General features: G+C 70.7%; 25 protein-coding genes. 15 read left to right on the plus strand and 10 right to left on the minus strand.

Features of this window, described 5'->3' with window-relative positions:
* Nucleotides 1-201: 201 nt before the first annotated feature.
* From C8P66_RS24700 to C8P66_RS10140, 5 genes are all read left to right on the plus strand, one after another.
* Nucleotides 202-759, plus strand: coding sequence for an outer membrane lipoprotein (locus tag C8P66_RS24700; protein ID WP_111398138.1), 558 nt, complete (start codon nt 202-204; stop codon nt 757-759).
* An 89-nt stretch (nt 760-848) separates the two neighbouring features.
* Nucleotides 849-1700: an ABC transporter permease gene (locus C8P66_RS10125; protein WP_111398139.1), complete on the plus strand. Its 852-nt coding sequence runs from the start codon at nt 849-851 to the stop codon at nt 1698-1700.
* A gap of 4 nt (nt 1701-1704) precedes the next feature.
* Complete coding sequence (locus C8P66_RS10130) at nt 1705-2439, plus strand: ABC transporter ATP-binding protein (RefSeq protein ID WP_245903409.1); 735 nt, start codon at nt 1705-1707, stop codon at nt 2437-2439.
* A 42-nt stretch (nt 2440-2481) separates the two neighbouring features.
* Nucleotides 2482-4023 (plus strand): glycosyltransferase, encoded by a 1542-nt coding sequence (locus C8P66_RS10135; RefSeq protein WP_111398141.1) that lies wholly within the window; start codon nt 2482-2484, stop codon nt 4021-4023.
* Nucleotides 4020-4907: a glycosyltransferase family protein gene (locus C8P66_RS10140; protein WP_111398142.1), complete on the plus strand. Its 888-nt coding sequence runs from the start codon at nt 4020-4022 to the stop codon at nt 4905-4907. The genes C8P66_RS10135 and C8P66_RS10140 overlap by 4 nt, the downstream gene beginning before the upstream one ends.
* Before the next feature lie 13 nt (nt 4908-4920).
* On the opposite strand, the gene C8P66_RS10145 is transcribed toward C8P66_RS10140, so the two are convergent.
* From C8P66_RS10145 to C8P66_RS10175, 7 genes are all read right to left on the minus strand, one after another.
* Entirely contained in the window at nt 4921-5880 is a 960-nt protein-coding gene (locus C8P66_RS10145; protein ID WP_111398143.1) for an NAD-dependent epimerase/dehydratase family protein, read from the minus strand.
* A gap of 12 nt (nt 5881-5892) precedes the next feature.
* Entirely contained in the window at nt 5893-6873 is a 981-nt protein-coding gene (gene gmd / locus C8P66_RS10150) for a GDP-mannose 4,6-dehydratase (protein WP_111398144.1), read from the minus strand.
* Between the two features lie 6 nt (nt 6874-6879).
* The gene (locus tag C8P66_RS10155) at nt 6880-8097 is read right to left on the minus strand and encodes a glycosyltransferase family 4 protein (RefSeq protein WP_111398145.1); all 1218 of its coding nucleotides are present in this window, start codon (nt 8095-8097) and stop codon (nt 6880-6882) included.
* Nucleotides 8094-9170 (minus strand): glycosyltransferase family 4 protein, encoded by a 1077-nt coding sequence (locus C8P66_RS10160; protein WP_111398146.1) that lies wholly within the window; start codon nt 9168-9170, stop codon nt 8094-8096. Before C8P66_RS10160 ends, C8P66_RS10155 begins: the two co-directional genes overlap by 4 nt.
* 79 nt (nt 9171-9249) lie before the next feature.
* The gene (gene fusA / locus C8P66_RS10165; RefSeq protein ID WP_408882035.1) at nt 9250-11376 is read right to left on the minus strand and encodes an elongation factor G; all 2127 of its coding nucleotides are present in this window, start codon (nt 11374-11376) and stop codon (nt 9250-9252) included.
* 128 nt (nt 11377-11504) lie between these two features.
* Nucleotides 11505-11921 (minus strand): RNA polymerase-binding protein DksA, encoded by a 417-nt coding sequence (gene dksA / locus C8P66_RS10170; protein WP_111398148.1) that lies wholly within the window; start codon nt 11919-11921, stop codon nt 11505-11507.
* A gap of 137 nt (nt 11922-12058) precedes the next feature.
* Nucleotides 12059-12511, minus strand: a complete 453-nt coding sequence (locus C8P66_RS10175) for a flagellar assembly protein FliX (RefSeq protein ID WP_111398149.1) — start codon at nt 12509-12511, stop codon at nt 12059-12061.
* Between the two features lie 197 nt (nt 12512-12708).
* On the opposite strand from C8P66_RS10175, the gene C8P66_RS10180 reads away from it, so the two are divergent.
* The 10 genes from C8P66_RS10180 to otnC are packed head-to-tail and all read left to right on the plus strand — an operon-like array spanning nt 12709 to nt 20574.
* Nucleotides 12709-13773 (plus strand): flagellar basal body P-ring protein FlgI, encoded by a 1065-nt coding sequence (locus C8P66_RS10180; RefSeq protein WP_245903423.1) that lies wholly within the window; start codon nt 12709-12711, stop codon nt 13771-13773.
* The gene (locus C8P66_RS10185; RefSeq protein ID WP_111398151.1) at nt 13773-14051 is read left to right on the plus strand and encodes a rod-binding protein; all 279 of its coding nucleotides are present in this window, start codon (nt 13773-13775) and stop codon (nt 14049-14051) included. The genes C8P66_RS10180 and C8P66_RS10185 overlap by 1 nt, the downstream gene beginning before the upstream one ends.
* The gene (locus tag C8P66_RS10190) at nt 14048-14452 is read left to right on the plus strand and encodes a hypothetical protein (RefSeq protein WP_111398152.1); all 405 of its coding nucleotides are present in this window, start codon (nt 14048-14050) and stop codon (nt 14450-14452) included. The genes C8P66_RS10185 and C8P66_RS10190 overlap by 4 nt, the downstream gene beginning before the upstream one ends.
* 52 nt (nt 14453-14504) lie before the next feature.
* Complete coding sequence (locus tag C8P66_RS10195) at nt 14505-15299, plus strand: RibD family protein (RefSeq protein ID WP_245903411.1); 795 nt, start codon at nt 14505-14507, stop codon at nt 15297-15299.
* The gene (locus C8P66_RS10200) at nt 15296-16276 is read left to right on the plus strand and encodes a zinc-dependent alcohol dehydrogenase (RefSeq protein WP_111398153.1); all 981 of its coding nucleotides are present in this window, start codon (nt 15296-15298) and stop codon (nt 16274-16276) included. The genes C8P66_RS10195 and C8P66_RS10200 overlap by 4 nt, the downstream gene beginning before the upstream one ends.
* 15 nt (nt 16277-16291) lie before the next feature.
* A complete protein-coding gene (locus C8P66_RS10205; RefSeq protein WP_111398154.1) occupies nt 16292-16705 on the plus strand; it encodes a 6-pyruvoyl trahydropterin synthase family protein in 414 nt (137 codons plus the stop codon).
* Nucleotides 16705-17751 (plus strand): glycosyltransferase family 4 protein, encoded by a 1047-nt coding sequence (locus C8P66_RS10210; RefSeq protein ID WP_111398155.1) that lies wholly within the window; start codon nt 16705-16707, stop codon nt 17749-17751. The genes C8P66_RS10205 and C8P66_RS10210 overlap by 1 nt, the downstream gene beginning before the upstream one ends.
* Nucleotides 17748-18632, plus strand: coding sequence for a methyltransferase domain-containing protein (locus C8P66_RS10215; RefSeq protein ID WP_111398156.1), 885 nt, complete (start codon nt 17748-17750; stop codon nt 18630-18632). Before C8P66_RS10210 ends, C8P66_RS10215 begins: the two co-directional genes overlap by 4 nt.
* Nucleotides 18633-18691: 59 nt before the next feature.
* The gene (gene otnK, locus C8P66_RS10220; RefSeq protein ID WP_111398157.1) at nt 18692-19942 is read left to right on the plus strand and encodes a 3-oxo-tetronate kinase; all 1251 of its coding nucleotides are present in this window, start codon (nt 18692-18694) and stop codon (nt 19940-19942) included.
* The gene (otnC, locus tag C8P66_RS10225; RefSeq protein ID WP_111398158.1) at nt 19939-20574 is read left to right on the plus strand and encodes a 3-oxo-tetronate 4-phosphate decarboxylase; all 636 of its coding nucleotides are present in this window, start codon (nt 19939-19941) and stop codon (nt 20572-20574) included. Before otnK ends, otnC begins: the two co-directional genes overlap by 4 nt.
* Here the strand turns inward: otnC and C8P66_RS10230 are convergent, their stop codons facing one another.
* The 3 genes from C8P66_RS10230 to C8P66_RS10240 form a co-directional block, all read right to left on the minus strand.
* Nucleotides 20575-21039: a GNAT family N-acetyltransferase gene (locus C8P66_RS10230; protein WP_211314104.1), complete on the minus strand. Its 465-nt coding sequence runs from the start codon at nt 21037-21039 to the stop codon at nt 20575-20577.
* An 81-nt stretch (nt 21040-21120) separates the two neighbouring features.
* Nucleotides 21121-21960, minus strand: coding sequence for a hypothetical protein (locus C8P66_RS24110; protein WP_211314105.1), 840 nt, complete (start codon nt 21958-21960; stop codon nt 21121-21123).
* A gap of 453 nt (nt 21961-22413) precedes the next feature.
* A complete protein-coding gene (locus C8P66_RS10240; protein ID WP_111398159.1) occupies nt 22414-23541 on the minus strand; it encodes a bifunctional 2-methylcitrate synthase/citrate synthase in 1128 nt (375 codons plus the stop codon).
* Nucleotides 23542-23618: the final 77 nt, after the last annotated feature.

Below are 23618 nucleotides of genomic sequence, written 5' to 3' on the forward strand. Positions count from 1 at the left end.
TCCCGCTCCGGTTGCTTATCCGAAGCCGGGCGTCATCAGCAAGCACCAACCATGATGTCGCGCATCAGCGGGCGCCTGTAACACGCTGCTCACGCGAGGTTGCGTTTGGCGCAGAAGCATTGCGGCATCACTGTACGGCCTGGACTTCGCGCCCATGGGGGCCAACATCGCTACGCCATAACCAGCTGGAGACCCGCCAACATGTTCCATTTCCGCGCTTCCGCCCCGCTTCGTGCACTTGCGGTGGTGCTGGTGCTTGGCGGCGGGCTTGCCGCCTGTGCTCCGCAGAACACGGGTTCGACCTATTCCGCCGGCAGCCTCGGCCGCGCCGCCTCGATCTCCTACGGGACCATCGTCGGCGTGCGCCCGGTGCAGGTCGCGGGCTCGCAAAGCGGCCTTGGCGCGCTCGGCGGTGCCGCGGCCGGTGGCGTCGCGGGCTCCTTCGTTGGCGGCGACTGGCGCTCCCGCGCGCTGATGGGCCTCGGCGGGGCGGTCGTCGGCGGCCTGGCCGGCAATGCGATCGAGGGCGGCGTGACCCGCGGCAGTGCCGTGGAATTCGTGGTCCGCGAGGATCGCGGCGGCGATATCGCCGTGGTCCAGACCAATGAGGAAGGGCTCCAGGCCGGCGATCGCGTCGTGATCAACCGCGGCGATCGCACCCGGCTTTCCCGCGCCGCGGGCAATGCGCCGCCGCCGGCCGGTGCCTACAACCCGACCAGCGGCGGTGCCGCCTATGGCGCGCCCGTCTACAACAAGTAGCGCCAAGGCGGGAACAAGTAGCGCCAAGGCGGGCCGGGTGGCGGTGGACGCTGGCGGCGAGGGCAACGGGGCGGTATAGGCGGCCCCATATGCTGGCGACCGCCCCCACCCTCCTCCCCCCTCCCACGATCCATGTGATCGATGCCAACAACCCGAATCTGCGGGGGCGGGCGATCGAAGATCTGCGCGAGGGCTTCGCCACCTGGCGCCTGGCCTTCACCTTGGCCCGGCTGGACCTGCGCAACCGGTATCGCGGCTCGGTGCTCGGGCCATTCTGGTTCACGCTGTCCGCGGCGGCGATGATCGGCGGCCTCGGGCTGCTCTATTCGCAGTTGTTCAAGGTCGATCTGGTCGGATATTTGCCGCATCTCGCGGTCAGCCTGATCGTCTGGCAGGTGATGGCCGGGCTCGCCAATGACGCCACCACCTGCATGACCCAGGTCGATGGCGTGATCCGGCAGTTGAAGCTGCCCTACACGATCCACGCCCTGCGCTGCACCTTCCGCAACGCGCTGACCGCGCTGCACCAGTTGCCGCTGATCCTGATCGTCTTCCTCATGCTCGGCCATAATCCCGGCTGGGCGGCCTTGCTGGCGCTGCCGGGGCTCGTGCTGCTCTGCGTGAACGGCTTCGCCGCCTCGATGCTGCTGGGGATGCTCTGCGCCCGGTTCCGGGACATCGGGCCGATCGTGGGCAATGTGCTGCAGCTCGCTTTCTTCCTGACCCCGATCATGTGGAAGCCCGACCAGCTTGGCGCGGTGAAGGTCTGGCTGCCGTTCAACCCCTTCTATTCGATCCTGGAGACGATTCGCGGCCCCTTGGTCGAGGGCGGCGGCGGCATCCTCGCCTGGGTGGCGGCGATCGTGTTCACCGCGCTGCATGCGGGCATCGCCTTCAGCTTCTTCGTCCGGTTCCGCGGACGTATCGCGTTCTGGGTCTGAGGCGATGACTGCAAGCATCGAGGCGTCGAGCCTCTCGATCGACTTCCCGCTCTATCACGCGCCGGCGCGCAGCCTGAAGAAGCGGCTGCTGGCCAAGGCCGGCATCCGCGTCCGCACGGATGAGAGCAACCGCGTCGTGGTCCAGGCCCTACGCCAATTGACCTTCTCGATCGGGCGGGGCGAGCGTGTCGCGCTGGTCGGCCAGAACGGTGCCGGCAAGACCACGCTGCTGCGGGTGCTGGCCGGCATCTATGAGCCGGTCGCGGGCTCGCTGCGGGTCGAGGGCGAGATCGGCAGCCTGATCGACCCGGGCGCCGGCATGGACCCGGACAGCACGGGGCGGGAAAACATCCGCCTGCGCGCGCTCTACCGCAATATGGACCATGCCAGCGCCATGGCGCTGGAGAACGAGGCGGCCGAATTCTCCGGCCTCGGCGAATTCCTGGACGTACCGATCCGCGGCTATTCCGCCGGCATGGCGGTGCGGCTCTCCTTCGCCATGGCCACGGCGATCCGCCCGCAGATCCTTCTGATGGACGAATGGTTCCTGGCAGGCGACGCTGACTTCATGGGCCGCGCCGAGGAACGCCTCGCGCGGCTGGTTCAGGAAGCCGAGATCATGGTCATCGCGACGCATGAGATGTCGATCGTCCGGCGCTGGTGCACGCGGGTGCTCCGGCTGGATTCGGGCCGGCTGGTGCAGGACGGCACGCCGGACGAGGTGCTTGGCCCGGCCTGACCGTCATTCCGCGTTGCACCAAGCGCCTGGGAGAGCCGGTTAATGGGCAGGGAGGCTGAACCGAGCGGGCACCGGCCCGCCCCTGCGGTCGTCTTCCTCGACGTCACGCTCAGCCTGCTGCACGGCGGCCGCTTGCCCGTGGGCATCATCCGCGTCGAACAGGACATCGCCCGCCGCCTGTTGGCGCGGCGGGACGTGGCCTTGCGGCTGGTCGTGTTCGACCGCCGGCTCCGTGCCTATCGCGCCGCCACCCCGGCGGAAAAGGCCATGCTCGGCGACATCCTCGCGGGTGCCTTCACCCGCCTCGTGCCCGAAACGGCCGAGACCGATCCGGCCGGCACCGATGGCCATGCGCTGCGCGCGCTGCGGCTCGGCCTCGCCACCGTGCGCGAGCTGGCGAACGGGCTGCGCCGGTTGCTCGGGCGCCTCGCCCGGACCCCGCCCAATGTGATCGCGGCGCAGGCGGAGGCCTTCGTGCGACGGCGGCTGCCGCCCTCAGCCGGAGGGGCGGTGTCCCACGCCCTGCGCGCCGGGCTGCGCAACGTGTTGATCGCGGGGCTGCGGGCCGCGCATCTGATCCTGGTCGGCGGCGCCGGCGTCGGCCGGGTCGGGCGGCACCTTGCCGCGCGCCTGACCCGCTGCCCTCTGCCGGCGGCCGATGCGCAGGCACCGCTCAGCCCCGACCTGCCGCCGGATGCGGTGCTGGTGATCGCCGGCAACCCCTGGGACTGGCTGGATTTCGACCATCTGGACCGGATGGTGCGCGAACGCGGGCTGAAGGTGATCTCCGTCGTCTATGACGTCATCGCCGTGGACCTGCCCTGGGCCACGCCCGGGACGCCCGACATCTACCACCGCTTCTTCGTCGAGATGGGGCATCTGGCCCATGCCATCGTCACCATCTCCGCCTATACCGCCGAGCGGTACCGGGCGGTGATCGCCACGCCCAACGACCTGTCGCCACGCCTCAGCTCCTGCCTGCTGCCGGTGGGGCTGGCCGAGGAGCTTGTCCCCCTCGCCGTGCCGGCGCTGGAGGGGCAGCGTTTCGTCCTCTACGTCTCGACCATCGAGGCGCGGAAGAACCACCGCTTGCTGATCGACCTGTGGGAGAGGCTGCGCCAGGAGCTGCCGCCCGGGACCCTCCCCGCTCTCGTCTTCGTCGGCCAATGGGGCTGGGGCACGGCGGATGATCGCAACCGGCTGGAGCGGAACTGGCGGCTGCGACCGCATCTGCGGGTGCTGAGCCGCGTCGGCGATGCGGAGCTGGCCTGGCTCTACCGCTCGGCGATGTTCACGGTGTTTCCCTCCCATGCCGAGGGCTTCGGGCTTGGGGCGGCGGAAAGCCTCGCCTTCGGGACGCCCTGCATCATCAGCACCTGCCCGGCCCTGGTCGAGGCGACCGAGGGGCTGATGCCGGCGCTCGATCCGCTCGACTTCCCGGCCTGGCACGCGATGGTCTCCCGGCTGGTCACCGACCCGGCCGCGCTGGAGGCGTTGCGGCGGGCGGCGGGCCGCTTCCGGCCTGTACCGCGCGATGCCTTCGCCGATCATCTGGCCGAGATCGCCCTGGCGGCGGTGGCATGACCACAACGCGCCGCTGCCTGTTCATCGCCGCCCCGGGCGGCGGGCCATGGTCCGCCGCCCTGTGCCGGGGGATGCGGGCCGATGGCTGGGAGGTCACGGGCACGATGCCGCCCGGGGTGGCGCCGGATCTGATGCTGCTGGCGCGCGGCTCGGCCTCGGCCTGGGTGTTCCAGGGGCCCGCGGGGCCGCGGCCGGACGCCGCCCGGTTGGAGCAGGCCGATCTCGTGCTCTGCGCCTCGGCGCGGGCCTTGCCGGGGATGCGCGCGGCCGGGGCGCGGCGGGTGCTGCATCTGCCGCTCTGTTCGGAGTTGGCCGAAACCGCGTTGCCGGAGGCGGCCGCCGCGCCCTATTGCGCGCTGAGCGGCGACGACGGGCCGGGGCGGATCGAGGGTGTCTTCGCCCTGTTCCCCGAGGGGCTGGGCTTCCTCACCCGGCGCCAGCAGATCCGGGTGGCGGGGGCCTTGGGCCTCGCCTTGCCCGCGGATCCGCGCTGGCGCCCCTTCGCGGCCACCAATGCGGCGCGCTTCCAGGCGATGGGGCCCTTGTCGCGGGAGGGTCTGGCCCGCTTCTACCAGGGGGCGCGGGCCGCGCTGCTGCCGATCACGGCCGCAGGCTGCGCGGGGGCGGATATCGCGGATGCGCTGGTCGCCGGCTGCCCGGTGATCGCGACCAGCCGGGTGCTTGAAGAGACGGGGGCGCTGCCGGATGGGGTGCTCGGTGCCGGGGTCTGGGCGGCCGATACGCCCCAGGCCTTTCGCGCCCTGGTCCGCGCCGCATTGGCGGGGGACCTCGCCCGGCCAGGACCAGGCCTGCGGGAGGCCTTCTCCCCGCAACGCTTCGCCGCCGTGCTCGGCGCGGCCGTGGCGGCGCTGGCACCCGGTTAAGCGCGGGGCGGGGCTAGTCCTCGTCGAGGCGGCCGCGCCAATCGGCCAGGACATTGCCCAAGGTCGTCTCCCAGGGCACCGCCGGTGCCCAGCCGAGCGCCGCGCGTGCCGCCGAGGCATCCGGCACCGCGCGGACGACATCGGTGCTGCGCAGCCGGTTGGCCGCCTCCTCGATCTCGGGGCTGACCCCGGCGAGGCGCAGCAGGTCGTCCAGCACATCCCCGATCCGCCGCAGGCTGCCGCTGGCGAGGTTCAGCACCGTCCCCGGCGCCAGAGCATCGCCCCGCGCGATGGTCGCGGCATAGGCGGCGCAGACATCCTGCACATCCAGGAAGTCGCGCCAGCGGTCGAGTGCTCCGACCTGGAGCCGGGGCGGCTGTACCCCGGCCGCGATGCGCGCGGCCTGGCGGGCGAAGGCGGGCACCGCATAGGCCGAGGACTGCCCCGCGCCGGTATGATTGGCCGGGCGCAGGCGGATCGCGCGCAGGCCGCGCAACGCCATCTCGCCCACCGCGAGGTCGGCTGCGGCCTTGCTGGCGGCATAGGGGTTGGCCGGGCGGGGCAAGGCCGTCTCGTCGAGCGGCAGGCCCGACTGGAAGCTCAGCCCGTACACCTCGACGGTCGAGACATAGATGAACAACGCATCGGGCGCCTCGGCCATGACCGCCTCGGCCAGCGCCAGGGTGCCGCCCAGGTTGATCTTCCAGGTGCCCGCCGGATCGGCGAAGGACACCGGGACCGAGGCCTGGGCCGCCAGATGCAGCACCGCGGTCGGTGCCGCCTCCCGCACCGCCGGCCGCCAGCTGTCCGGCTCCAGCAGATCCGCCACGATCGCCGCATCGGCGCCGACGGGAACGCGCCCGCTGCGGCTGGCGGCGATCAGGCGCGATTGCGGGAACGCTTCCCGGAGCACCGGCAGCAGATGGCGTCCGACGAAGCCATCGGCGCCGGTGATCAGGATGCGCGCGGACATTGCGGACGCGGGTCAGGCCATGCGGGCGCGATGACGGACGAGATCGGCTTCCACCATCTCGGCGATCAGATCCTCCACCGCGGTCTCAGCCTCCCAGCCGAGCTTGACCTTGGCCTTGGTGGCGTCGCCGTGCAGCACATCCACCTCGGCCGGGCGCAGGAAGGCCGGATCGACCTTCACGTAATCCATGTGGTTCAGCCCGACCGCATCGAAGGCCATCCGGCACATGTCGCCGACGGTGGTGGTGACGCCGGTCGCCACGACGTAGTCGTCGGGCACCTCCTGCTGCAGCATCAGCCACATCGCCTTCACGTAATCCCGCGCATGGCCCCAGTCGCGCTTGGCGCCGAGGTTGCCGAGCGGCAGCGTGTCAGCCAGCCCGAGCTTGATGCGGGCCGCCGCGTCGGTGACCTTGCGGGTCACGAACTCGATGCCGCGCAGCGGGCTCTCATGGTTGAACAGGATGCCGCTGCTGGCATGCATGCCGAAGGATTCGCGGTAGTTCACCGTCATCCAATGCGCGTAGAGCTTGGCCACCGCGTAAGGGCTGCGGGGGTAGAACGGCGTCTTCTCGCTCTGGATCGGTTCCTGGATCAGCCCGTACATCTCGGAGGAGGAAGCCTGGTAGAAGCGCGCGCCGGGGGCCGCGATACGCACCGCCTCCAGCATGTTGGTGGCGCCAAGCCCGGTCACCTGGCCGGTGAGCAGCGGCTGGTTCCAGGAGGTCTTCACGAAGGACTGCGCGCCGAGGTTATAGACCTCGTCCGGCTTCACATCCTGCATCGCCCGGATCATGGAGGAGAGGTCGGTGAGGTTGCCGTCGATCATGCGCACGTCACGCTCGATGCCGAGCCAGCGCAGCCGGCTGTCGATCACCTCCGCCGAGGCGGAGCGGCGCAGCAGGCCCCAGACTTCGTAGCCCTTCTCGAGCAGTAGCTTCGAGAGATAAGCACCATCCTGACCGGTGATGCCGGTAAGCATTGCACGCTTCATATCGTCTCACTCTGTCTCATGCGTTGGTTGGTAACCCGTCGGAAGCGGTCTTGCCAGCCGCGTTCTCGCCAAGTCGAGAAGGACAGCATAATCCGGCGCGGGAAAAGCGACCGGAGGCGGGTGGCGCAGCCCCTCTGTTCCGGCGATCCGCCGCAGGATGGCGGCCGCTGCATCGAGGTCGGGATCAGCCCAGGACATCGCCGGAAAATCATACGTCGCCTGCGGGTCACGCGCGGGGATCAGGCGGGCCGGCACCGGATGCACGCCGGGGCCATGCATGAAATCGCGGTTGCCCGACCAATCCGTGGCCACCACCGGGCGGCCCAGTGCCATGGCCTCGGCGATGGCAAAGCCGAAGCCCTCGGCGCGATGCAGCGAGACCACGACATCCGCCGCGGCCATCAGCGCCCACATCTCCGCGCGCGGCAGATCGGCGTCGATCACGCGGATATTCGGCCGGGCCGCGGCGGCGGCGGCCACCTCGGCCCAACCGGGGCCCGCCGTGGCGGTGCCATGGGTCTTCAGCACCAGGATACGGTCGGGCTGGTCGCCGAAGGCGCGCTCATGCGCCGCGATCGCCCCCAGCGGATTTTTTCGCGCGAGGGAGGAGCCGGCGTCGAACAGGCAGAGGCTGATGAACGCCGCCTCCGGCAGGCCGAAGGCCGCCCGCCCGATCGGCGCGCAGATGGGCTCAGGCAGCGGATGCGGCACCACCCGCACCGGCGGACCCGTGGGGCGGCGCATCGCCGCGGCGCAGAAGCTGGAGGGGGCCCAGATCTCATGCGCGAAGCGGAAGCCCCGCGCCCAATCCGCCGGCAGCCCCGGCAATTCCCAGGCCCAATAGGCGATCACCCGCTTGCCGGCGACGGCCCGGCGGCCGAGCGCCAGCAAGGCCCAGGGCAGCATCGGGCCGTTCACATGGAGGATGAGCGTGCCCGGCCCCCGCGGCACCTCGGGCGGCGCATGGCGCGGCCCCTGGCGATGCGCCCAGGTCAGGTCGGCCGGATGCACCGCGAGACCCTGCGCCCGCATGGCCGCCAGCATGCGGCGCGCGCCCTCCCCAAGCCCGGTCGGCGCGGTGAGGTAGCCGGCGAGGATGATCGGCTCCGAGGGGGCCGGCGCCGGGCGGGTGGGACGCGGGGCGAGCAGCGCCATGCCGCCGAACAGCGCCCCGCGCCGGGCCTCGCGCGGGATGGCGCGCCACAGACGGTGCAGTTGGTTCATGCCAGGGCCCGCACCAGGGTCGCCGCCTGGGCATCCCAATCGGACAGCCCCCGCCCGACCCGCAGCGCGGCCGCGGCCATGCGGGCGTGGGCCTCCCGGTCCAGCATCCGCGCCATGGCGCCGGCCAGCGCCGCGGCCTCCGGCGCCACCAGCAGGCCGCCGGCGCCATCGCCCATCTGCTCCGAAAGCCCGCCCACCGCGGTCGCGATCACCGGCACGCCGCAGGCCATGGCCAGCGGCAGCACGCCGGATTGGCTGGCTTCGCGATAGGGCAGCACCAGGGCGCGGGCGGAGGCGACGAGGCCGGGCATCTCGGCCTCCGATACCCAGCGCGCCTCGACCGTGACACCAGGCAGCGCCGCGAGGCCGGGGGCCACCGCTTCAGGATTGCCCTGCCCCACCACCCGCAGCCTGGCGCCGGGATGGGTTCGCAGCAGCAGCGCCCAGGCATCGCGCAGCAGGTCCAGGCCCTTGTAGGCCCGCATCCGCCCAAAGAAGAGGAAGTCCTCGCCGGCCGATTCGGCAGGGGCCGGCACGCCATTGGGCAGATGCGCGCCGAGCGGCAAGCGGATCAGCGGCAGGCCCGGAGCCTCCGCCGCCACCACCTGTGCCACGGCATCGGAGAGCACCACCGCCGCGCGCGCGGCGCCGAGTTCGCGCCGCATCCGCCACCGCCACAGCAGGGCCGGGTCGCCGGGATGCGGCCGGGCGTCATGGATGATGGGGACGAAGGCGATGCCATCGCGGGCGAGCAGCGGCGCAGCCAGGGGCGTCCAGACATGGCTCATGACCGAGAGCACCACATCGGCGCCCATGGCCCGCGCCTGCGCCCGCAGGGTGCCGATGATCCAGGGCAGGCGCAGCGTCGCGGCAAGAAAGCCCGCTGGGCCATTGAAGGTATTGATGAAATGCACGGGCACGCCGAGCCCCGCGAAGCGGTCGGCCAATTCTCCCTGGGCGGAGACCGAAAGCTCCAGGGATACGTCCGGGCGGGCCGCCAAAGCACGGGCGAGGCAGAAGGCATGCTGGGCGCCGCCACCGCGCCGCCCCCAGTACCAGAGCAGAATTCTCATCCGGCGGTCCGAGCCCGGAAACGACAAGGGCCGCACATCCCTTCCGGCATGTGCGGCCCCACGGTTCAAGTCCTCGAAATCAGGCGCTCTTGGCCATGATCTCGTCGGCGATGTTGCGCGGCACCGGGTCGTAGTGATGGAACTGCATCGAGAAGGACGCACGCCCCTTGGTCATGCCGCGCAGGTTGGAGATGTAGCCGAACATCTCCTTCAGCGGGACATGGGCGCGAACGATGACCGAGGTGCCGGCCATGTCCTGGGACTGGATGACGCCACGGCGACGGTTGAGATCGCCCACCACGTCACCGACGTGGTCCTGCGGGGTGGTCACTTCCACGTCCATGATCGGCTCCAGGATCACCGGGCCGGCCTTCTTCATGCCTTCGCGGAAGCAGGCCTTGGCGGCGATTTCAAACGCCAGCGCGCTTGAGTCGACGTCATGGTACTTGCCGTCGATCAGGCTGTACTTGAAGTCCACGGTCGGGAAGCCGGCCATGACGCCGGTATCGGCCTGCACCTTGATGCCCTTTTCCACCGCCGGGATGTATTCGCGCGGGACCGAGCCGCCGACCACGCCGTTGTGGAACTCGACGCCGGTGTTGCGCTCTTTCGGCTCGAAGGTGATCTTCACCTCGGCGTACTGGCCCGAACCGCCCGACTGCTTCTTGTGGGTATAGGTTTCGGTATGCGACTTGGTGATCGTCTCGCGATACGCGACCTGCGGGGCGCCGATGTTGCAATCCACGCCGTATTCGCGGCGCAGACGATCGACGATGATCTCCAGGTGCAGCTCGCCCATGCCGGAGAGGATGACCTGGCCGGTCTCCTGATCGGTCTTGACGCGCAGGCTGGGGTCTTCGCCGGCCAGCTTGCCGAGGCCCATGGTCATCTTCTCGACCGCTTCCTTGGTCTTCGGCTCGACCGAGATGTCGATGACCGGGACCGGGAAGGCCATGCGCTCCAGCACCACCGGATCGGAGGCGTCCGCCAGCGTGTCGCCGGTCCCGGTGTCCTTCAGCCCCACGAAGGCCGCGATGTCGCCGGCGGTGACTTCCTTGATTTCCTCACGCTTGTCGGCGTGCATCTGGAACATGCGGCCGATGCGTTCCTTGTGGTCCTTGGTCGTGTTCATGACCGTGTCGCCCACCTTCAGCACGCCCGAATAGACGCGGACGAAGGTCAGGTTGCCGTACTTGTCATTGATGATCTTGAAGGCGAGGCCGGCGAAGGGCGCATCCACATTCGCCGGGATCACGCGGCGGTCGTCGCCGACCGTCTCTTCCTGGCCTTCCTCACCGGCGACCTTGATGCCGGGGACGTCGATGGGGCTCGGCAGATAATCCAGCACGCCATCCAGCAGCGGCTGCACGCCCTTGTTCTTGAAGGCGGTGCCGCACATCACCGGGCGGAAGGCGCCGTCGATGGTGCCGCGCTTGATGGCGCGCTTCAGCGTCGCGACCGAGACGTCGCCATGCTCGAAATATTCCTCCATCCCGGCGTCATCCACCGAAAGCGCGGTGTCGAGCAGGATCTGGCGGTATTCCTTCGCCTTCTCCACCAGATCGGCGGGGATGTCGGCGTAGTGGTAGGCGGCGCCAAGCTCGTCGCCTTCCCAGATGATCGCCTTCATCTCGACCAGATCGACGACGCCGAGGAAGGTGTCCTCGATGCCGATCGGGAGTTGCAGGGCCACCCAGTTGATGCCGAGCTTCTCGGTCAGCGTCGCCGCCGCCTTGTAGAAATCGGCGCCGGTGCGATCCAGCTTGTTGATGAAGATCAGGCGGGGGACGTTGTAGCGGTCGGCGAGACGCCAGTTGGTCTCCGACTGCGGCTGCACGCCGGCCACGCCTTCGATGATGAAGACGGCACCATCCAGCACGCGCAGCGACCGGTTGACTTCGATGTTGAAGTCGATGTGGCCGGGGGTGTCGATGATGTTGATCCGGTGGTCCTTCCACACGGCGGTCACGGCGGCGGAGGTGATGGTGATCCCGCGCTCGCGCTCCTGCTCCATGTAGTCGGTGGTGGTGTTGCCGTCATGGACTTCACCGATCCGGTGGCTCTTGCCGGTGTAGTAGAGAATCCGCTCGGTCGTCGTGGTCTTCCCGGCGTCGATATGCGCCGTGATGCCAATGTTGCGGATAAGATCCAGCGAAATGCGCGCCACGGGGGGCCTCCATACGAAAACGCGGGCCCGAGGCGGCATCCTTGCCGCCCGCCCGAGGCTGAAAGACAAAACAATAGCTAGGTCGGCCGCCTTCTGCGCTGGCGCGCCCGGAAATGCAAGCCGCTGTCGCCGCGCCCCGCCGCTATGGACGGGGCGGCGGCATAGGATCAGTCGTCGCGGTGGACGCGTTCCATGCGTTCGTGGCGCTCCTGCGCCTCGATCGACAGGGTCGCGATCGGCCGCGCCTCAAGCCGGCGCAGGCCAATCGGCTCGCCCGATTCCTCGCAATAGCCGTAGGTGCCGTTCTCGATCCGCTCCAGGGCCTGATCGATCTTGCTGATCAGCTTGCGTGCCCGGTCGCGGGTGCGAAGTTCCAATGCGCGGTCGGTCTCGACGCTGGCGCGATCGGTGAGATCGGCCTCGACGATTCCGCCCTGCCCCATGGAGGACAGGGTTTCCCCCGCCTCCCGGACCAGATCGCTGCGCCATCTCAGCAGCTTCTGGCGGAAATAGGCCAGATGCTGCGCGGACATGTAGTCCTCGTCAGCGGAGGGTTTGTAGTCCGGCGGCAGCGTCATGAGCATGCGTGAGTCCCCGAACGTGACCGGTGAAAGGATCACCACCAGCCCCTTGTTGGGGCGCCTTTATCGCGCGGCGCGGCTGGTGCCAAGGGGTAACCAATGGGTGATTTTTGTGACAACGGCTTGATCTGCCGCGCTTTTCAACCCGGGCGTAAGCAATGTGCCTTTGCGCGCGCCAGTTCTATGCGGGCGCGAAGCCGGATCGAGGCCGTAACTTCCGCCAGGAGGGGGTCCAAGGGCTCAGGCAGGGCCACCAGGGTGGCAAGCACCGCCCGCCCGTCCTCCCCCCCGCCACCGCCCAGCATGGCCAGCTGCAGCCCCCCCAGCCCGTCGAGCGCCGCCTCGGCCCGCGAGGCAATATCGGCGTCGGAGGGGGGCGGGGCGGGGCTGCGCGCCGCCTCCTGCAACTCCAGCGACAGGCTGGCGGCAACCGCACCGGATTCGTCCGGGGACTCGGCCGCGGGCGCCCCGGGCAGGCGGAAGGCCGCCCCACCCCGCCCGGCCCGGCGCGTCGGCTCCTGCGCGATGCGACCCGCTCCCTGAATTCCCAACGCCAGCATCACCGCCTCCTGTCTCTCTCCGCCCCACGCCATGCGGCAGTTCCTGCCTCATCCCCGGCGCTTTCCTGCCGGGCGGCGGGCAGGGCCTGCCGCCGCGAGGCCCAATCGGGCTGGCATGGGCTTCGCCATGTGCCGTCCGGCCACCGGCGTTCCGTCGGCTGGCCCGGAGGCGCATCGTGGCGAGTAATACTTTCGCAAGGATCAAGATCGCTGCCGTGCTGCTGCTCGCCATGGCGCTTATGGCCCCGGCCATGGCGCAGGTGCGCATCAAGGACATCGCGGATCTGGAGGGGATCCGGGACAACCAGCTGGTCGGCTATGGCCTGGTGGTCGGGCTGCCGGGGACCGGCGACCGGCTGCGCTCCTCGGTCTTCACCCGCCAGTCGCTGGTCGGCATGCTGGAACGGCTCGGCGTGAACACCCGCGACTTCGAGCGCCAGATGGACACCAAGAACGTCGCCGCGGTGATGGTGACGACCAATTTGCCCGCCTTCGCCCGGCCCGGCAGCCGGATCGATGTCGCGATCTCCTCGCTCGGCGATGCCCAGAACCTGACCGGCGGGCTCCTGCTGGTCACCCCGCTGCTCGGCGCGGATGGGGAGGTCTACGCCGTCGCCCAGGGGCCGGTCGCGACCGGGGCCATCGCCGCGCGCGGCGCCGGGGCCAGCGTGCAGCGCGGCGTGCCGACGAGCGCACGCATCGCCAGCGGCGCCATCGTGGAGCGGGAGGTGCCCTATTCGCTCGGCGCGCAGCAGGCGATGCGCCTCGCCCTGCGCAACCCGGACCTGACCACCGCCCGCCGGATCGCGGCCGCCATCAACCGTGCCTCCGGCGCCACCGTCGCCACCGCGACCGACCCGCGCACCGTGGCCCTGGCCCTCGGCGGCCGCGACCCGGTGGGCTTCCTGGCCGGGATCGAGCAGCTCCGCGTGGTGCCGGACCAGGTGGCGCGCGTGGTGATCGAGGAAGCCTCGGGCACCATCGTCATGGGCAGCAACGTCCGCATCAGCACGGTGGCCATCGCCCAGGGCAACCTGACCATCCGCATCACCGAGACGCCCCAGGTCAGCCAGCCCAACCCCTTCTCGGACGGCGAGACGGTGGTGACGCCGCGCACCCAGATCGAGATCGACGATCAGCGCGAGCGCCGGGTAGGGGTGCTCGCCGGCTCCATCACCTTGGCGGAGCTGGTGCGCGGGCTGAACAGCCTCGGCGTCGGGCCGCGCGACCTCATCACCATCCTGCAGACCATCAAGGCCGCGGGCGCGCTGCAAGCCGAGCTGGAGGTCCGCTGATGACCATTGCCGCCCCAATCACCGCCATCACCCGCGTCGCCCGCCAGTTCGAGGCGCAGGCCCTCGGCGCGCTGTTGCAGCCGATCTTCGCCACGGTGAATGCGGCCGCTGGCCGCTTCGGCGGTGGCGCGCCGGAGGCGGCGTGGCAGCCGATGCTGGTCGATGCCATCGCCACCGCCATGGCCGGCACCGGCGGCATCGGCCTCGCCTCCGCCGTCCAGGCGGAATTGCTGCGGGCCCAGGCCGCACAACAGACACCGGAGACCCCGACCCCATGATGCATGCCCTGCTCACCGCCGGCCTGCGCCTCGCCGAGGCGCTGCGGGCCGAGAACGCCGCCTTGGCCGCCATGGATCTCGGCCGCGCCGCCGGCATCACAGCGGCCAAGGCCCGCGCCTCGGATGCCTTCGCCGCCGCCTGGGCCGCGGCCCAGAAGACCGGCGCCCGGCCCGGCGGCGAGGAGGCCCATGCCGCCGCCACCGCGCTGGCCGACCGGCTCGCGCATCTCTCGGCGGAGAACCGCCGGCTGCTGGAATATGCCATCACCCTGCAGGCCAAGGTGATCGAGACCATCGCCGGCGCCGCCCTGCCGCGCGCGAGCCCGCCGACCTATGGCGCCTCCGGCCTGCGCCCGGCGCCGCGGGTGACGCCCGCCGTGGCCTTCGTCGCACGCGTCTGAGACGGCCCCTGCCCTTTCGATGCCACGATGGCTGGGCCATATACCGCCCCGCATGACGCAGCCCGCCGCCGACGCCGAAATGGACCGCCTCTGGACAGCGCTGCTGGACCGCGCGGCGGGGGGGCATGCGGCCTTGCCGGAGCATCCGCTCCGCGCGCTGTTCGCGCCGCTCTTCGCCGCGCCGCGCCAGGCCGGTGGCGCCGTGGTGGTGGGGCGGCTCGCGCAATCCCTCGATGGCCGGATCGCGGCCTGCAATGGCGCGTCACAATGGATCGGGGGTGCGGGCGACCTGCGCCACACCCATCGCCTGCGCGCGCTCTGCCATGCCGTCGTGGTCGGCGCCGGCACCATCGCCGCGGATGATCCGCAGCTCACCACGCGGCTGGTGCCGGGTCCGCATCCGCTGCGGGTGGTGCTGGACCCGCGGCGCCGGCTCGCCAGCCACTACCGCATCTTCACCGAGGGTCCGCCGACCCTGCTCGTCACCACGACCGAGGGCCCCGACCGGCATGGCCAAGCCGAGGTGCTGCGGCTGCCGGCCGATACCGACGCGCGCTGCGATGTCGCGGGGCTGATTGCGGCGCTTGCCGCGAGAGGGCTGACCCGCATCTTCGTCGAGGGCGGCGGCGTCACCGTCTCGCGCTTTCTCCGCGCGGGGTGTCTGGACCGGCTGCACATCACCATCGCGCCCCTGATCCTCGGCTCCGGCCGTCCGGCCTTCGTGCTGCCCGAGGTCACCTGCATTCAGGATGGGCTGCGCGCGCCCTGGATGGTGCATCCGCTCGGCGACGACATATTGGTGGATATGGCGATCGACGGCGCCCGGCCCTGGAGCAACGCAACATGATCGGCCGCGCCTTCTGGACCATCGCCGCCGGCCAGGGCGAACTGCGCGAGGAGCGCCTGCCCCCGCGCGCGCCCGACCAGCTCCTGATCCGCACCCTTGCGACCGCGATCTCGCGCGGCACCGAGCGGCTGGTCTTCTCCGGCCGCGTGCCGGAGACGCAATGGGGCGCCATGGCCTGCCCGCTGATGGCGGGCTGCTTCCCCTTCCCGGTCAAATACGGCTACGCGGCGGTCGGCGTGGTGGAGGCCGGCCCGGAGGAGATGATCGGTCGCCGTGTGTTCGTGCTGCACCCGCATCAGGACCGTTTTCTCGCGCCCTCCGCGATGTGCGTGCCCGTGCCCGATGCGGTGCCGGATAGGCGCGCGGTGCTGGCGGCGAACATGGAAACCGCGCTGAACATCATCTGGGATGCGCGGCCGCTGCCCGGCGAACGCGCGCTGGTGATCGGCGCAGGCGTGGTCGGGCTGCTGGTGGCGCATCTGCTGTCGCGCTTTCCCGGCATGGAGCTGACGCTCTGCGACGCCGATCCCTCGCGCGAGGTGATCGCCCGCGCGCTCGGGCTGCGCTTTTGCCTGCCCGAGGCTGCGCCCGGCGATCGCGAGTTGATCGTGCATGCCTCGGCCAATCCGGAGGGGCTGCGCCTCGCGCTGCGCTCCGCCGGTTTCGAGGCGCGCATCATCGAGGCCTCCTGGTTCGGCGATGCGCTGTGCAACCTTCCGCTCGGCGAGGCCTTCCACTCCCGCCGGCTGTCGCTGGTCAGTTCCCAGGTCGGCGCGGTCAGCCCGGCCATGCGCGGCCGGCGCAGCTATGGCGAGCGTCTGGCCTTGGCCTTGACGCTGCTTGAGGATACGCGCCTGGACGCCCTGCTCGGCGTGCCCACAGCCTTCGCCGATCTGCCGGCGCGGATGGGGGCGCTGCTCGGGCTGGATGGATCTGTTGCCGCTGCCCCCTGCCCCGTCGTTACCTATGATGCCTGAAGGATCGCGCCTGCCATGTTCAGCCTGACCGTCGCCGACCACGTCATGATCGCGCATTCCTTCCGCGGCGAGGAATTCGGCCCGGCGCAGCGCGTGCATGGCGCGACCTTCGTGGTCGAGGCCGAGTTCCGCGCCAAGGCGCTGGACCAGGCGAACCTGCTGGTGGACATCGCCGCCGCGCGGGTGGAACTGCGCAAGATCCTCGACGGCTTCGACTACACCAACCTCGATACCCTGCCGGTCTTCGCCGGGCAGAACACCACGACCGAATATCTGTGCTTCCACATCCACGCCGAGCTTTGCGCGGCGCTGAAGCAGGGCAAGCTCGGCGCGGGCGGCCACAAGGTCGAGGCGCTGAAGGTGCTGCTGCGCGAAAGCCCGCTCGCCTGGGCCGCGTACGAGGCGCCCATCGACGCCGCCCTCGCCTGATGCCCGCGCCGATCGCGCTGCTGGTCCCGGGGCCGTTCGACGCCATCAGCGGCGGCTATGTCTATGACCGACGCATCGTGGCGGGGCTGCGGGCGGATGGGCGGGAGGTCGCGGTGATCGAACTCGCCGGCCACCATCCGCTGCCCGATGCCGCCGCCGAGGATTTTGCCCGCGCGACGCTGGCGGCGATCCCGGCCGGCACGCGGATCGTCGTGGATGGGCTCGGCCTGCCGGCCTTCGCCCCCGTGGTGGAGGATCTGGTGGCGCGTGGCGCCGTCGGGCTGATCCATCACCCGACGGCGCTGGAGACCGGCTTCGCCGAGGCCGACCGCGCCGCGCTGAAGGCGCGCGAGCAGGCGATCTTCCCGCGTCTCGCGGGTCTCATCACCACCTCCCGCCTCACCGCCAGCCGCCTGCCGGATGAATTCGCGGTGGACCCGGCGCGGGTGACGATCGTCGAGCCTGGCACCGACCCTGCCCCACGCAGCACCGGCAGTGGCGGGCCTGGCTGTGCCATCCTCTCCATCGGCACGCTGGTGCCGCGCAAGGGCCATGACGTGCTGCTGCGCGCCCTGGGCCGGCTGACCGATCTCGACTGGTCCCTGACCATCGTCGGCGCCCCGCGCGATACCGCCCATGCCGATGGGCTGGTGGCGCTGGCCGAGGAGCTTGGGCTGACCAAGCGCGTCACCTTCGCCGGCGAAGTGGATGAGGTCGGCATCGAGGCGCTGTATGCCAAGGCCGATCTCTTCGCGCTGGCCACCCATTGGGAAGGCTATGGCATGGTCGCGGCCGAGGCGCTGGCGCGCGGCCTGCCGCTGGCGATCACGGCGGGCGGTGCCATCGCCGATCTGGCGACGCAGGGCACCGCCATCGTGGCCCCGGTCGGGGATGCCGACAGCCTGTCACGCGGGATGCGGCGGGCGATCCTGGACCCGCTGCTGCGCGCCAACATGGCCAAGGCCGCCTGGACCGCCGGACAGGGGCTGCCGCGCTGGTCGGATCGCGCAGCCCTCTTCGCCGCCGCATTGGATGCCGCAGCATGAGCGAGAGTTTCGATGCCGAATGGCTCGACCAGCGCGAGGGCTTCGATGCCGTCTCGCGCGACATCGAATTGGCGGAACTGCTCGCGCAGGCGCTGCCGGCCCGGCCACGCCTGCTGGACCTCGGCGCCGGCACCGGCAGCCTGTTCCGCTGGCTGGCGCCGATCATCCATCGTGCCCAGGCCTGGACCCTGGTCGATGCCGATCCACGGCTGATCGAGGAGGCCTTCGAGGCCATCGCCGGCTTCGGCGCCGAGATCGGGCTGACCATCACCTTCCCCAGCCGGCGCACTTTGTTGCTGCATGCGCCGGGCGGCGCCTGGCGGGTGGAGGGGCTGGTCGCCGACCTGCGCGGCAGCCCGGCCAACCTGCCGCTGGTCAATGCCGATGCGGTGGTGAATTCAGCGCTTTGCGATCTGGTGTCGGAGCCCTGGGTGGCCCGCATGGCCGCCGCCATCGCCGCGCGAAAAATCCCCTTCTATGCCGCGCTGAACGTGACCGGGCGCGACGTCTTCTCGCCACCCTGGCCAGGCGATGCCGAGGTCGCCCGCGGCTTCCGCCGCGACCAGGGGCGGGATAAGGGCTTCGGCGGCCGCGCGCTGGGCGCGGCAGCCCCCACGGCGCTGGCCGCGGCCTTTACGGCGCATGGCTACAGCGTCCGGACCGCACCCTCCGACTGGCACATCCCGCGCCAGGCGCCGGGAATGGCGGCTGATCTCGCCGAGGGCCATGCCGGCGCGGCGGCGCGCAGGGAACGCCGCGCGCAGAAGCGCATCCAGGCCTGGTACGAGGCCCGCACACGGCAGGCGATGGAGGGCCGCCTCTCCGTGCGCGTCGGCCATCGCGACGTGCTGGCGCTGCCGCCGGGCCACGCCACGGCTTGACGCGGGGCGCCCGCTGGCTCCCCATCCGCCAGGCCAAAGAGAATTAAGGGGGAGAGTTCATGCCGCTTCTGGGCTGCATCGCCGATGATTTCACCGGGGCCACCGACCTCGCCGCCATGCTGGTGCAGAACGGCATGGCGACGGTGCAGACCATCGGCGTGCCGGATGGCGAGATGCCCGAGGCCGATGCCATCGTCGTCGCGCTGAAGTCGCGCACCATCCCCGCCGCGGATGCCGTCGCGCAGTCGCTCGCGGCGGCCGAGGCGCTGCTGGCGGCCGGCGCGACGCAACTGCTGTTCAAGGTATGCAGCACCTTCGACAGCACCGCCGAGGGCAATATCGGCCCGGTCGCGGATGCGCTGATGAAGCGGCTCGGCGCCTCCATCGCGCTGGTCTGCCCGGCCTTCCCGACCAATGCCCGCACGGTGTTCCAGGGTCACCTGTTCGTCGGCGACAAGCTGTTGAACGAGAGCGGCATGCAGCACCACCCGCTGACGCCGATGACCGATGCCAACCTCGTGCGCGTGATGGCGGCGCAGACGCCGGGCGGGGTTGGGCTCATCCCCTTCGCCATCGTGGACCAGGGGGCGGCCGCGATCCGCACCGCCGTCGCCGGGTTGAGCGACCGCGACCGGCGCTATGCCATCGTCGATGCCGTCACCGACACGCATCTGATGGCGATGGGTGAGGCCGCCGCGCGGCATCCGCTGCTGGTCGGCGGCTCGGGCATCGCCATGGGCCTGCCGGAGAATTTTCGCCGCGCCGGGGTGCTGCCAATCCGCGCGGATGCGGCGGCGCTACCGCCGGCACAGGGGCTTTTCGCGGTGCTCGCGGGGTCCTGCTCACGCGCGACGCTGGCGCAGATCGGCTATGCGCGCGACCAGGTGCCGACCCTGGAACTGGATGCGCTGGCGACGCCGGATGCGGCGGCGCTGACCGCGCAGGCGCTGGCGTGGATGGAGGGGAAGCTGTCGGCGTCACGGCCCGTGGTGATCGCCGCCTCGGCGCCGCCCGAACAGGTTGCCGCGTTGCAGCAGAAACTCGGCCGCGATGTGGCGGGCGCGCTGGTCGAGGATGCCATGGCCCGCATCGCGCGCGCCTTGGTCGCGGCCGGCGTCGGGCGGTTGGTGGTCGCGGGCGGCGAGACCTCGGGTGCCGTGGTGCAGGCGCTGGATGTGCGGAGCCTGCGGATCGGGCCGACCATCGATCCCGGCGTGCCCTGGACCTATGCCGAACCGGGGGGGCTGCATCTGGCGCTCAAGAGCGGCAATTTCGGCGGGCGCGATTTCTTCCTCAAGGCCTTCGCATGAGCAAGGAAGCCGACCTGCGCGAGAGCCTCTGCCGTCTCGGCGCCAGCCTGTTCGCGCGCGGCTACTCGGTCGGCAGCGCCGGCAACATCAGCGTGCGGCTGGATGACGGCTACCTGATGACGCCGACCAACAGCAGCCTCGGCAGCCTCGATCCCGCGAGCCTGTCCAAGCTCGCGCCGGACTGGTCGCATGTCTCGGGCGACAAGCCGACCAAGGAGGTCTTCCTGCATCGCGCCGTGCTGACGGCGCGGGCGGAGGCGGGGGCCGTGGTGCATCTGCATTCCACGCATGCGACCGCGATCTCCTGCCTCGCGTCCCCCGGCGACACCGCGCCGATCCCGCCGCTGACGCCCTATTTCGTCATGCGCGTCGGGCGCAGCCTGCCCGTCGTGCGCTACTGGCGCCCGGGCGATGCGCGGATGGAGCCCGAGATCCATGCCGCCGCGCTGACGGCGCGCGCCATGCTGCTGGCAAACCACGGCCCCGTCGTATCCGGCAAGAGCCTGATCGATGCGGTCTATGCCGCCGAGGAATTGGAGGAGTCGGCGCGCCTCGCGCTGATGCTGCGCGGCATGGGCGCGCGCGGCCTGACCGAGGCCGAGGTCGAGGATCTGCTCGGCACCTTCGGCTGACTACAGCGAGGCGCTCGGGTCGAGCCGGATGACGTAGCTGCGCCAATCGGCGCGCGCGGCGATGCGCTCGTACAGCGCGATGGCGTCCTGGTCGCCTTCCGGCACGATCCAGCGCAGATGCGACCAGTGGCGGTTGCGACCAAGCCCGGTCAGCGCCTCGATCAAGGTGCGGGCGATGCCGCGGCCGCGATGCGTGGGCAGCACGAACAGATCATCCAACGCACCACAGCGGCGCGCGAAGACAGCCTCCGGCAGGTCGAAGAAGATGGCGAAGGCGACCGGCTGGCCATCGGCCCAGGCGACGAGCAGTTCCGTATGGGGATCGGCGTCGAGCATGGCGGCCGTGGCGGCGCCGGAGGCCGGTGCGGTGCCGGCCAGCACATCCCGCATCTCATCCGCATAGGCATCGAACAACGCTGCCAACAGGACGCGGTCGCCGGGCGGAAGGGGGGTGATGGTGATCATCGCAAAGCGCGCCGGCGATGCCATCCAGGGGAAGGCATCGCCGGGCTATGGGCCGCGATCAGGCGCGGCCCATGGTGCCGATCAGGCCATCGGCTCGTCGGTGGGCTCAGGCGCCGGGGCGGGCGCGGGCGTCGGAGCAGCCGCGGCGGCGGCAGCCTTGCGGGCGGCGCGGGTCTGCGCGCCCTTCCGTGCGGCTTCGCTGCGCGCGCTGGGGGCGGCGGGCTTGGGCGCGGCGACGGGGGCAGCAGGGGCGGCCTTCGGCGCGCGGCGCGTCGCGGGCTTGGCGGCAACGGCGGCCTTGCGCGGCGCGGCCTTGGGGGCAGCAGCCTTGGGGGCAGCGGCCTTGCGGGGCGCGGCCTTGGGGGCAGCGGCGGCAGCGCGACGGGCGGGCGCCTTGGCGGCAGCGGCCTTCTTCGGTGCGGCCTTGGCGGCAGCGGCCTTCTTCGGCGCGGCCTTGGCGGCAGCGGCCTTCTTCGGCGCGGCCTTGGCGGCAACGGCCTTCTTCGGCGCGGCCTTGGCGGCGGCGGCCTTCTTCGGCGCTGCCTTGGCGGCAACGGCCTTCTTCGGCGCGGCCTTGGCGGCAACGGCCTTCTTCGGCGCGGCCTTGGCGGCGACGGCCTTCTTCGGCGCGGCCTTGGCGGCGACGGCCCGCTTCGGCGCGGCCTTGGCGGCAACGGCCCGCTTCGGTGCGGCCTTGGCGGCAACGGCCTTCTTCGGAGCAGCCTTGGCGGCGGCCTTCTTCGGCGCGGCCTTGGGGGCGGCGGCAGCGGCCTTCTTCGGCGCGGCCTTCGGTGCCGTCACCTTGCGCGAGGTCGCGGCCTTGCGCGCGCCACCGCCACGACGCGTGGTGCTGGACATCGCCATCGCGCAAGCGCGGCTCGGGGTTTCAGTCGCGGTCGGGTCGATCATGTCGTCGTTCACTTCAGGCGTCTCCTTGTCATCGAGGTTCCGTGGCGCATGCGATCAAGACGCGGCAATCCGCGAGGGAGCTTGTGGACGCCACGTCATTGCCGAAGCGGTAACGCACCGCGCCACGCAAAGTCGCGCCATCCGCCGCACCCAAATGCGCGACATGGCGAAGGGGTGTCCGGCGCAACTTCCAGATGCCCAACAGGATTTCGGCATGCACGACATGCGATGATCCCTCCTTGCCACGGCGCCTCATCCGGCTGCGTTTCCATCGCCGCGTACCTGGCTCTGCATCGCTACCGCAGTCGCCTCGACACGCTGGTTCCGAATCGCATCATTCATCGGTGCACGTCGGGCGCAGGCTATCTGGCCGCGCCCGAGGCTTGTCAACGAAATCCATCTCGGAACCAGTGCATTTTTGCGCGCATCGCATGCAGGGACATCATGCGATGGCGCAATTTCGCGTCAGCCGCGTTCGGCTGCACTCGGCACACTGCGCTGCGCCTTGCCGATGTAGTGCGACAAGGGACGGATCAGACGGTTGTTCGCGGCCTGCTCGATGACATGCGCGCTCCATCCCGTGACGCGGCTCGCGACGAAGATCGGCGTGAACAGCGGGATGTCGAAGCCCATCAGGAAGTAGGCGGGGCCAGCAGGGAAATCGAGATTGGGATGGATGTTCTTCCGCTCCAGCATCACCTCCGCCAGCACGCGCGACGTCTCCATCCAGCGGCGGTCGCCCACCACCTCGGCCATGATGTTCGCGTATTTCGTCATCGTCGGGACGCGGCTGTCGCCGCTCTTGTAGACGCGATGGCCGAAGCCCATCACCAGCGCCTTGTGGTCGAAGCGGCTCTCCAGCCAGGCCGCCGCGGCCTCGGGCCCCGGGATCTCCTTCAGCATATGCATCACCGCCTCATTGGCGCCGCCATGCAGCGGGCCCTTCAGCGCGGCGATGCCCGCCGTGATCGCGCCATGCAGATCCGCACCGGTGCTGGTGACCGTACGCGCGGTGAAGGTCGAGGCGTTGAACCCGTGCTCGGCATAGAGGATCAGCGAGACGTCGAAGGACTTCACCACCTCCTTCGCCGGCACCTTGCCGAAGACCACGTGGAAGAAGTTCTCGGCGAAGGTCAGCGAGGGATCGGGGTCGATCGGCGGCAGCCCCTTGGCGGCACGCGCGGCGGCGGCGATCGCCGTCGGCACCTTGGCCAGGATGCGCATCGCCTTGCGCCGCGTCGCGGGCTCGGACACATCCGCGGTCTCGGGGTCTTCCATGCCGAGGAAGCTGACGGCGGTGCGGATCGCATCCATCGGATGCGCGTCCTTCGGGAAGTCGGCGATGACGCGGTGCAGCGCGGGGCTGATGGCGCGCTGGGAGGCTTCCTCGGCGCGGAAGGCAGCAAGCTCGGCCTTGGTCGGCAGTTCCCCGTTCCAGAGCAGGAAGGCCACCTCCTCGAAGGCGCAGGCCTCGCACAGTTCCTGCACGGGATAGCCGCGATAGGTCAGGCTGTTGGTCTCGGGCACCACCTTGGACACGGCACTCTCATCGGCGATCACGCCAACCAGGCCCCTGCGGATTTCTTCGCTCATCGTCGCGTCTCCTAGTTCTTGATTGCGGGCCGGCCATGGGGCGCGGGCGAAGGCCCGGCGCGGCTTGCTGGTCTTTG

Source organism: Humitalea rosea, assembly GCF_003253705.1.
GTDB classification, from domain to species: Bacteria; Pseudomonadota; Alphaproteobacteria; order Acetobacterales; family Acetobacteraceae; genus Humitalea; species Humitalea rosea.

Excerpts from the sequence above, each read along its gene's own strand:
- C8P66_RS24700 (WP_111398138.1), top strand. The coding sequence starts at position 202 with ATGTTCCATTTCCGCGCTTCCGCCCCGCTTCGTGCACTTGCGGTGGTG.
- C8P66_RS10125 (WP_111398139.1), top strand. The coding sequence starts at position 849 with ATGCTGGCGACCGCCCCCACCCTCCTCCCCCCTCCCACGATCCATGTG.
- C8P66_RS10130 (WP_245903409.1), top strand. The coding sequence starts at position 1,705 with ATGACTGCAAGCATCGAGGCGTCGAGCCTCTCGATCGACTTCCCGCTC.
- C8P66_RS10135 (WP_111398141.1), top strand. The coding sequence starts at position 2,482 with ATGGGCAGGGAGGCTGAACCGAGCGGGCACCGGCCCGCCCCTGCGGTC.
- C8P66_RS10140 (WP_111398142.1), top strand. The coding sequence starts at position 4,020 with ATGACCACAACGCGCCGCTGCCTGTTCATCGCCGCCCCGGGCGGCGGG.
- C8P66_RS10145 (WP_111398143.1), bottom strand. The coding sequence starts at position 5,880 with ATGTCCGCGCGCATCCTGATCACCGGCGCCGATGGCTTCGTCGGACGC.
- gmd (WP_111398144.1), bottom strand. The coding sequence starts at position 6,873 with ATGAAGCGTGCAATGCTTACCGGCATCACCGGTCAGGATGGTGCTTAT.
- C8P66_RS10155 (WP_111398145.1), bottom strand. The coding sequence starts at position 8,097 with ATGAACCAACTGCACCGTCTGTGGCGCGCCATCCCGCGCGAGGCCCGG.
- C8P66_RS10160 (WP_111398146.1), bottom strand. The coding sequence starts at position 9,170 with ATGAGAATTCTGCTCTGGTACTGGGGGCGGCGCGGTGGCGGCGCCCAG.
- fusA (WP_408882035.1), bottom strand. The coding sequence starts at position 11,376 with ATGCCGCCTCGGGCCCGCGTTTTCGTATGGAGGCCCCCCGTGGCGCGC.
- dksA (WP_111398148.1), bottom strand. The coding sequence starts at position 11,921 with ATGCTCATGACGCTGCCGCCGGACTACAAACCCTCCGCTGACGAGGAC.
- C8P66_RS10175 (WP_111398149.1), bottom strand. The coding sequence starts at position 12,511 with ATGGCGTGGGGCGGAGAGAGACAGGAGGCGGTGATGCTGGCGTTGGGA.
- C8P66_RS10180 (WP_245903423.1), top strand. The coding sequence starts at position 12,709 with ATGGCGCTTATGGCCCCGGCCATGGCGCAGGTGCGCATCAAGGACATC.
- C8P66_RS10185 (WP_111398151.1), top strand. The coding sequence starts at position 13,773 with ATGACCATTGCCGCCCCAATCACCGCCATCACCCGCGTCGCCCGCCAG.
- C8P66_RS10190 (WP_111398152.1), top strand. The coding sequence starts at position 14,048 with ATGATGCATGCCCTGCTCACCGCCGGCCTGCGCCTCGCCGAGGCGCTG.
- C8P66_RS10195 (WP_245903411.1), top strand. The coding sequence starts at position 14,505 with ATGACGCAGCCCGCCGCCGACGCCGAAATGGACCGCCTCTGGACAGCG.
- C8P66_RS10200 (WP_111398153.1), top strand. The coding sequence starts at position 15,296 with ATGATCGGCCGCGCCTTCTGGACCATCGCCGCCGGCCAGGGCGAACTG.
- C8P66_RS10205 (WP_111398154.1), top strand. The coding sequence starts at position 16,292 with ATGTTCAGCCTGACCGTCGCCGACCACGTCATGATCGCGCATTCCTTC.
- C8P66_RS10210 (WP_111398155.1), top strand. The coding sequence starts at position 16,705 with ATGCCCGCGCCGATCGCGCTGCTGGTCCCGGGGCCGTTCGACGCCATC.
- C8P66_RS10215 (WP_111398156.1), top strand. The coding sequence starts at position 17,748 with ATGAGCGAGAGTTTCGATGCCGAATGGCTCGACCAGCGCGAGGGCTTC.
- otnK (WP_111398157.1), top strand. The coding sequence starts at position 18,692 with ATGCCGCTTCTGGGCTGCATCGCCGATGATTTCACCGGGGCCACCGAC.
- otnC (WP_111398158.1), top strand. The coding sequence starts at position 19,939 with ATGAGCAAGGAAGCCGACCTGCGCGAGAGCCTCTGCCGTCTCGGCGCC.
- C8P66_RS10230 (WP_211314104.1), bottom strand. The coding sequence starts at position 21,039 with ATGATCACCATCACCCCCCTTCCGCCCGGCGACCGCGTCCTGTTGGCA.
- C8P66_RS10240 (WP_111398159.1), bottom strand. The coding sequence starts at position 23,541 with ATGAGCGAAGAAATCCGCAGGGGCCTGGTTGGCGTGATCGCCGATGAG.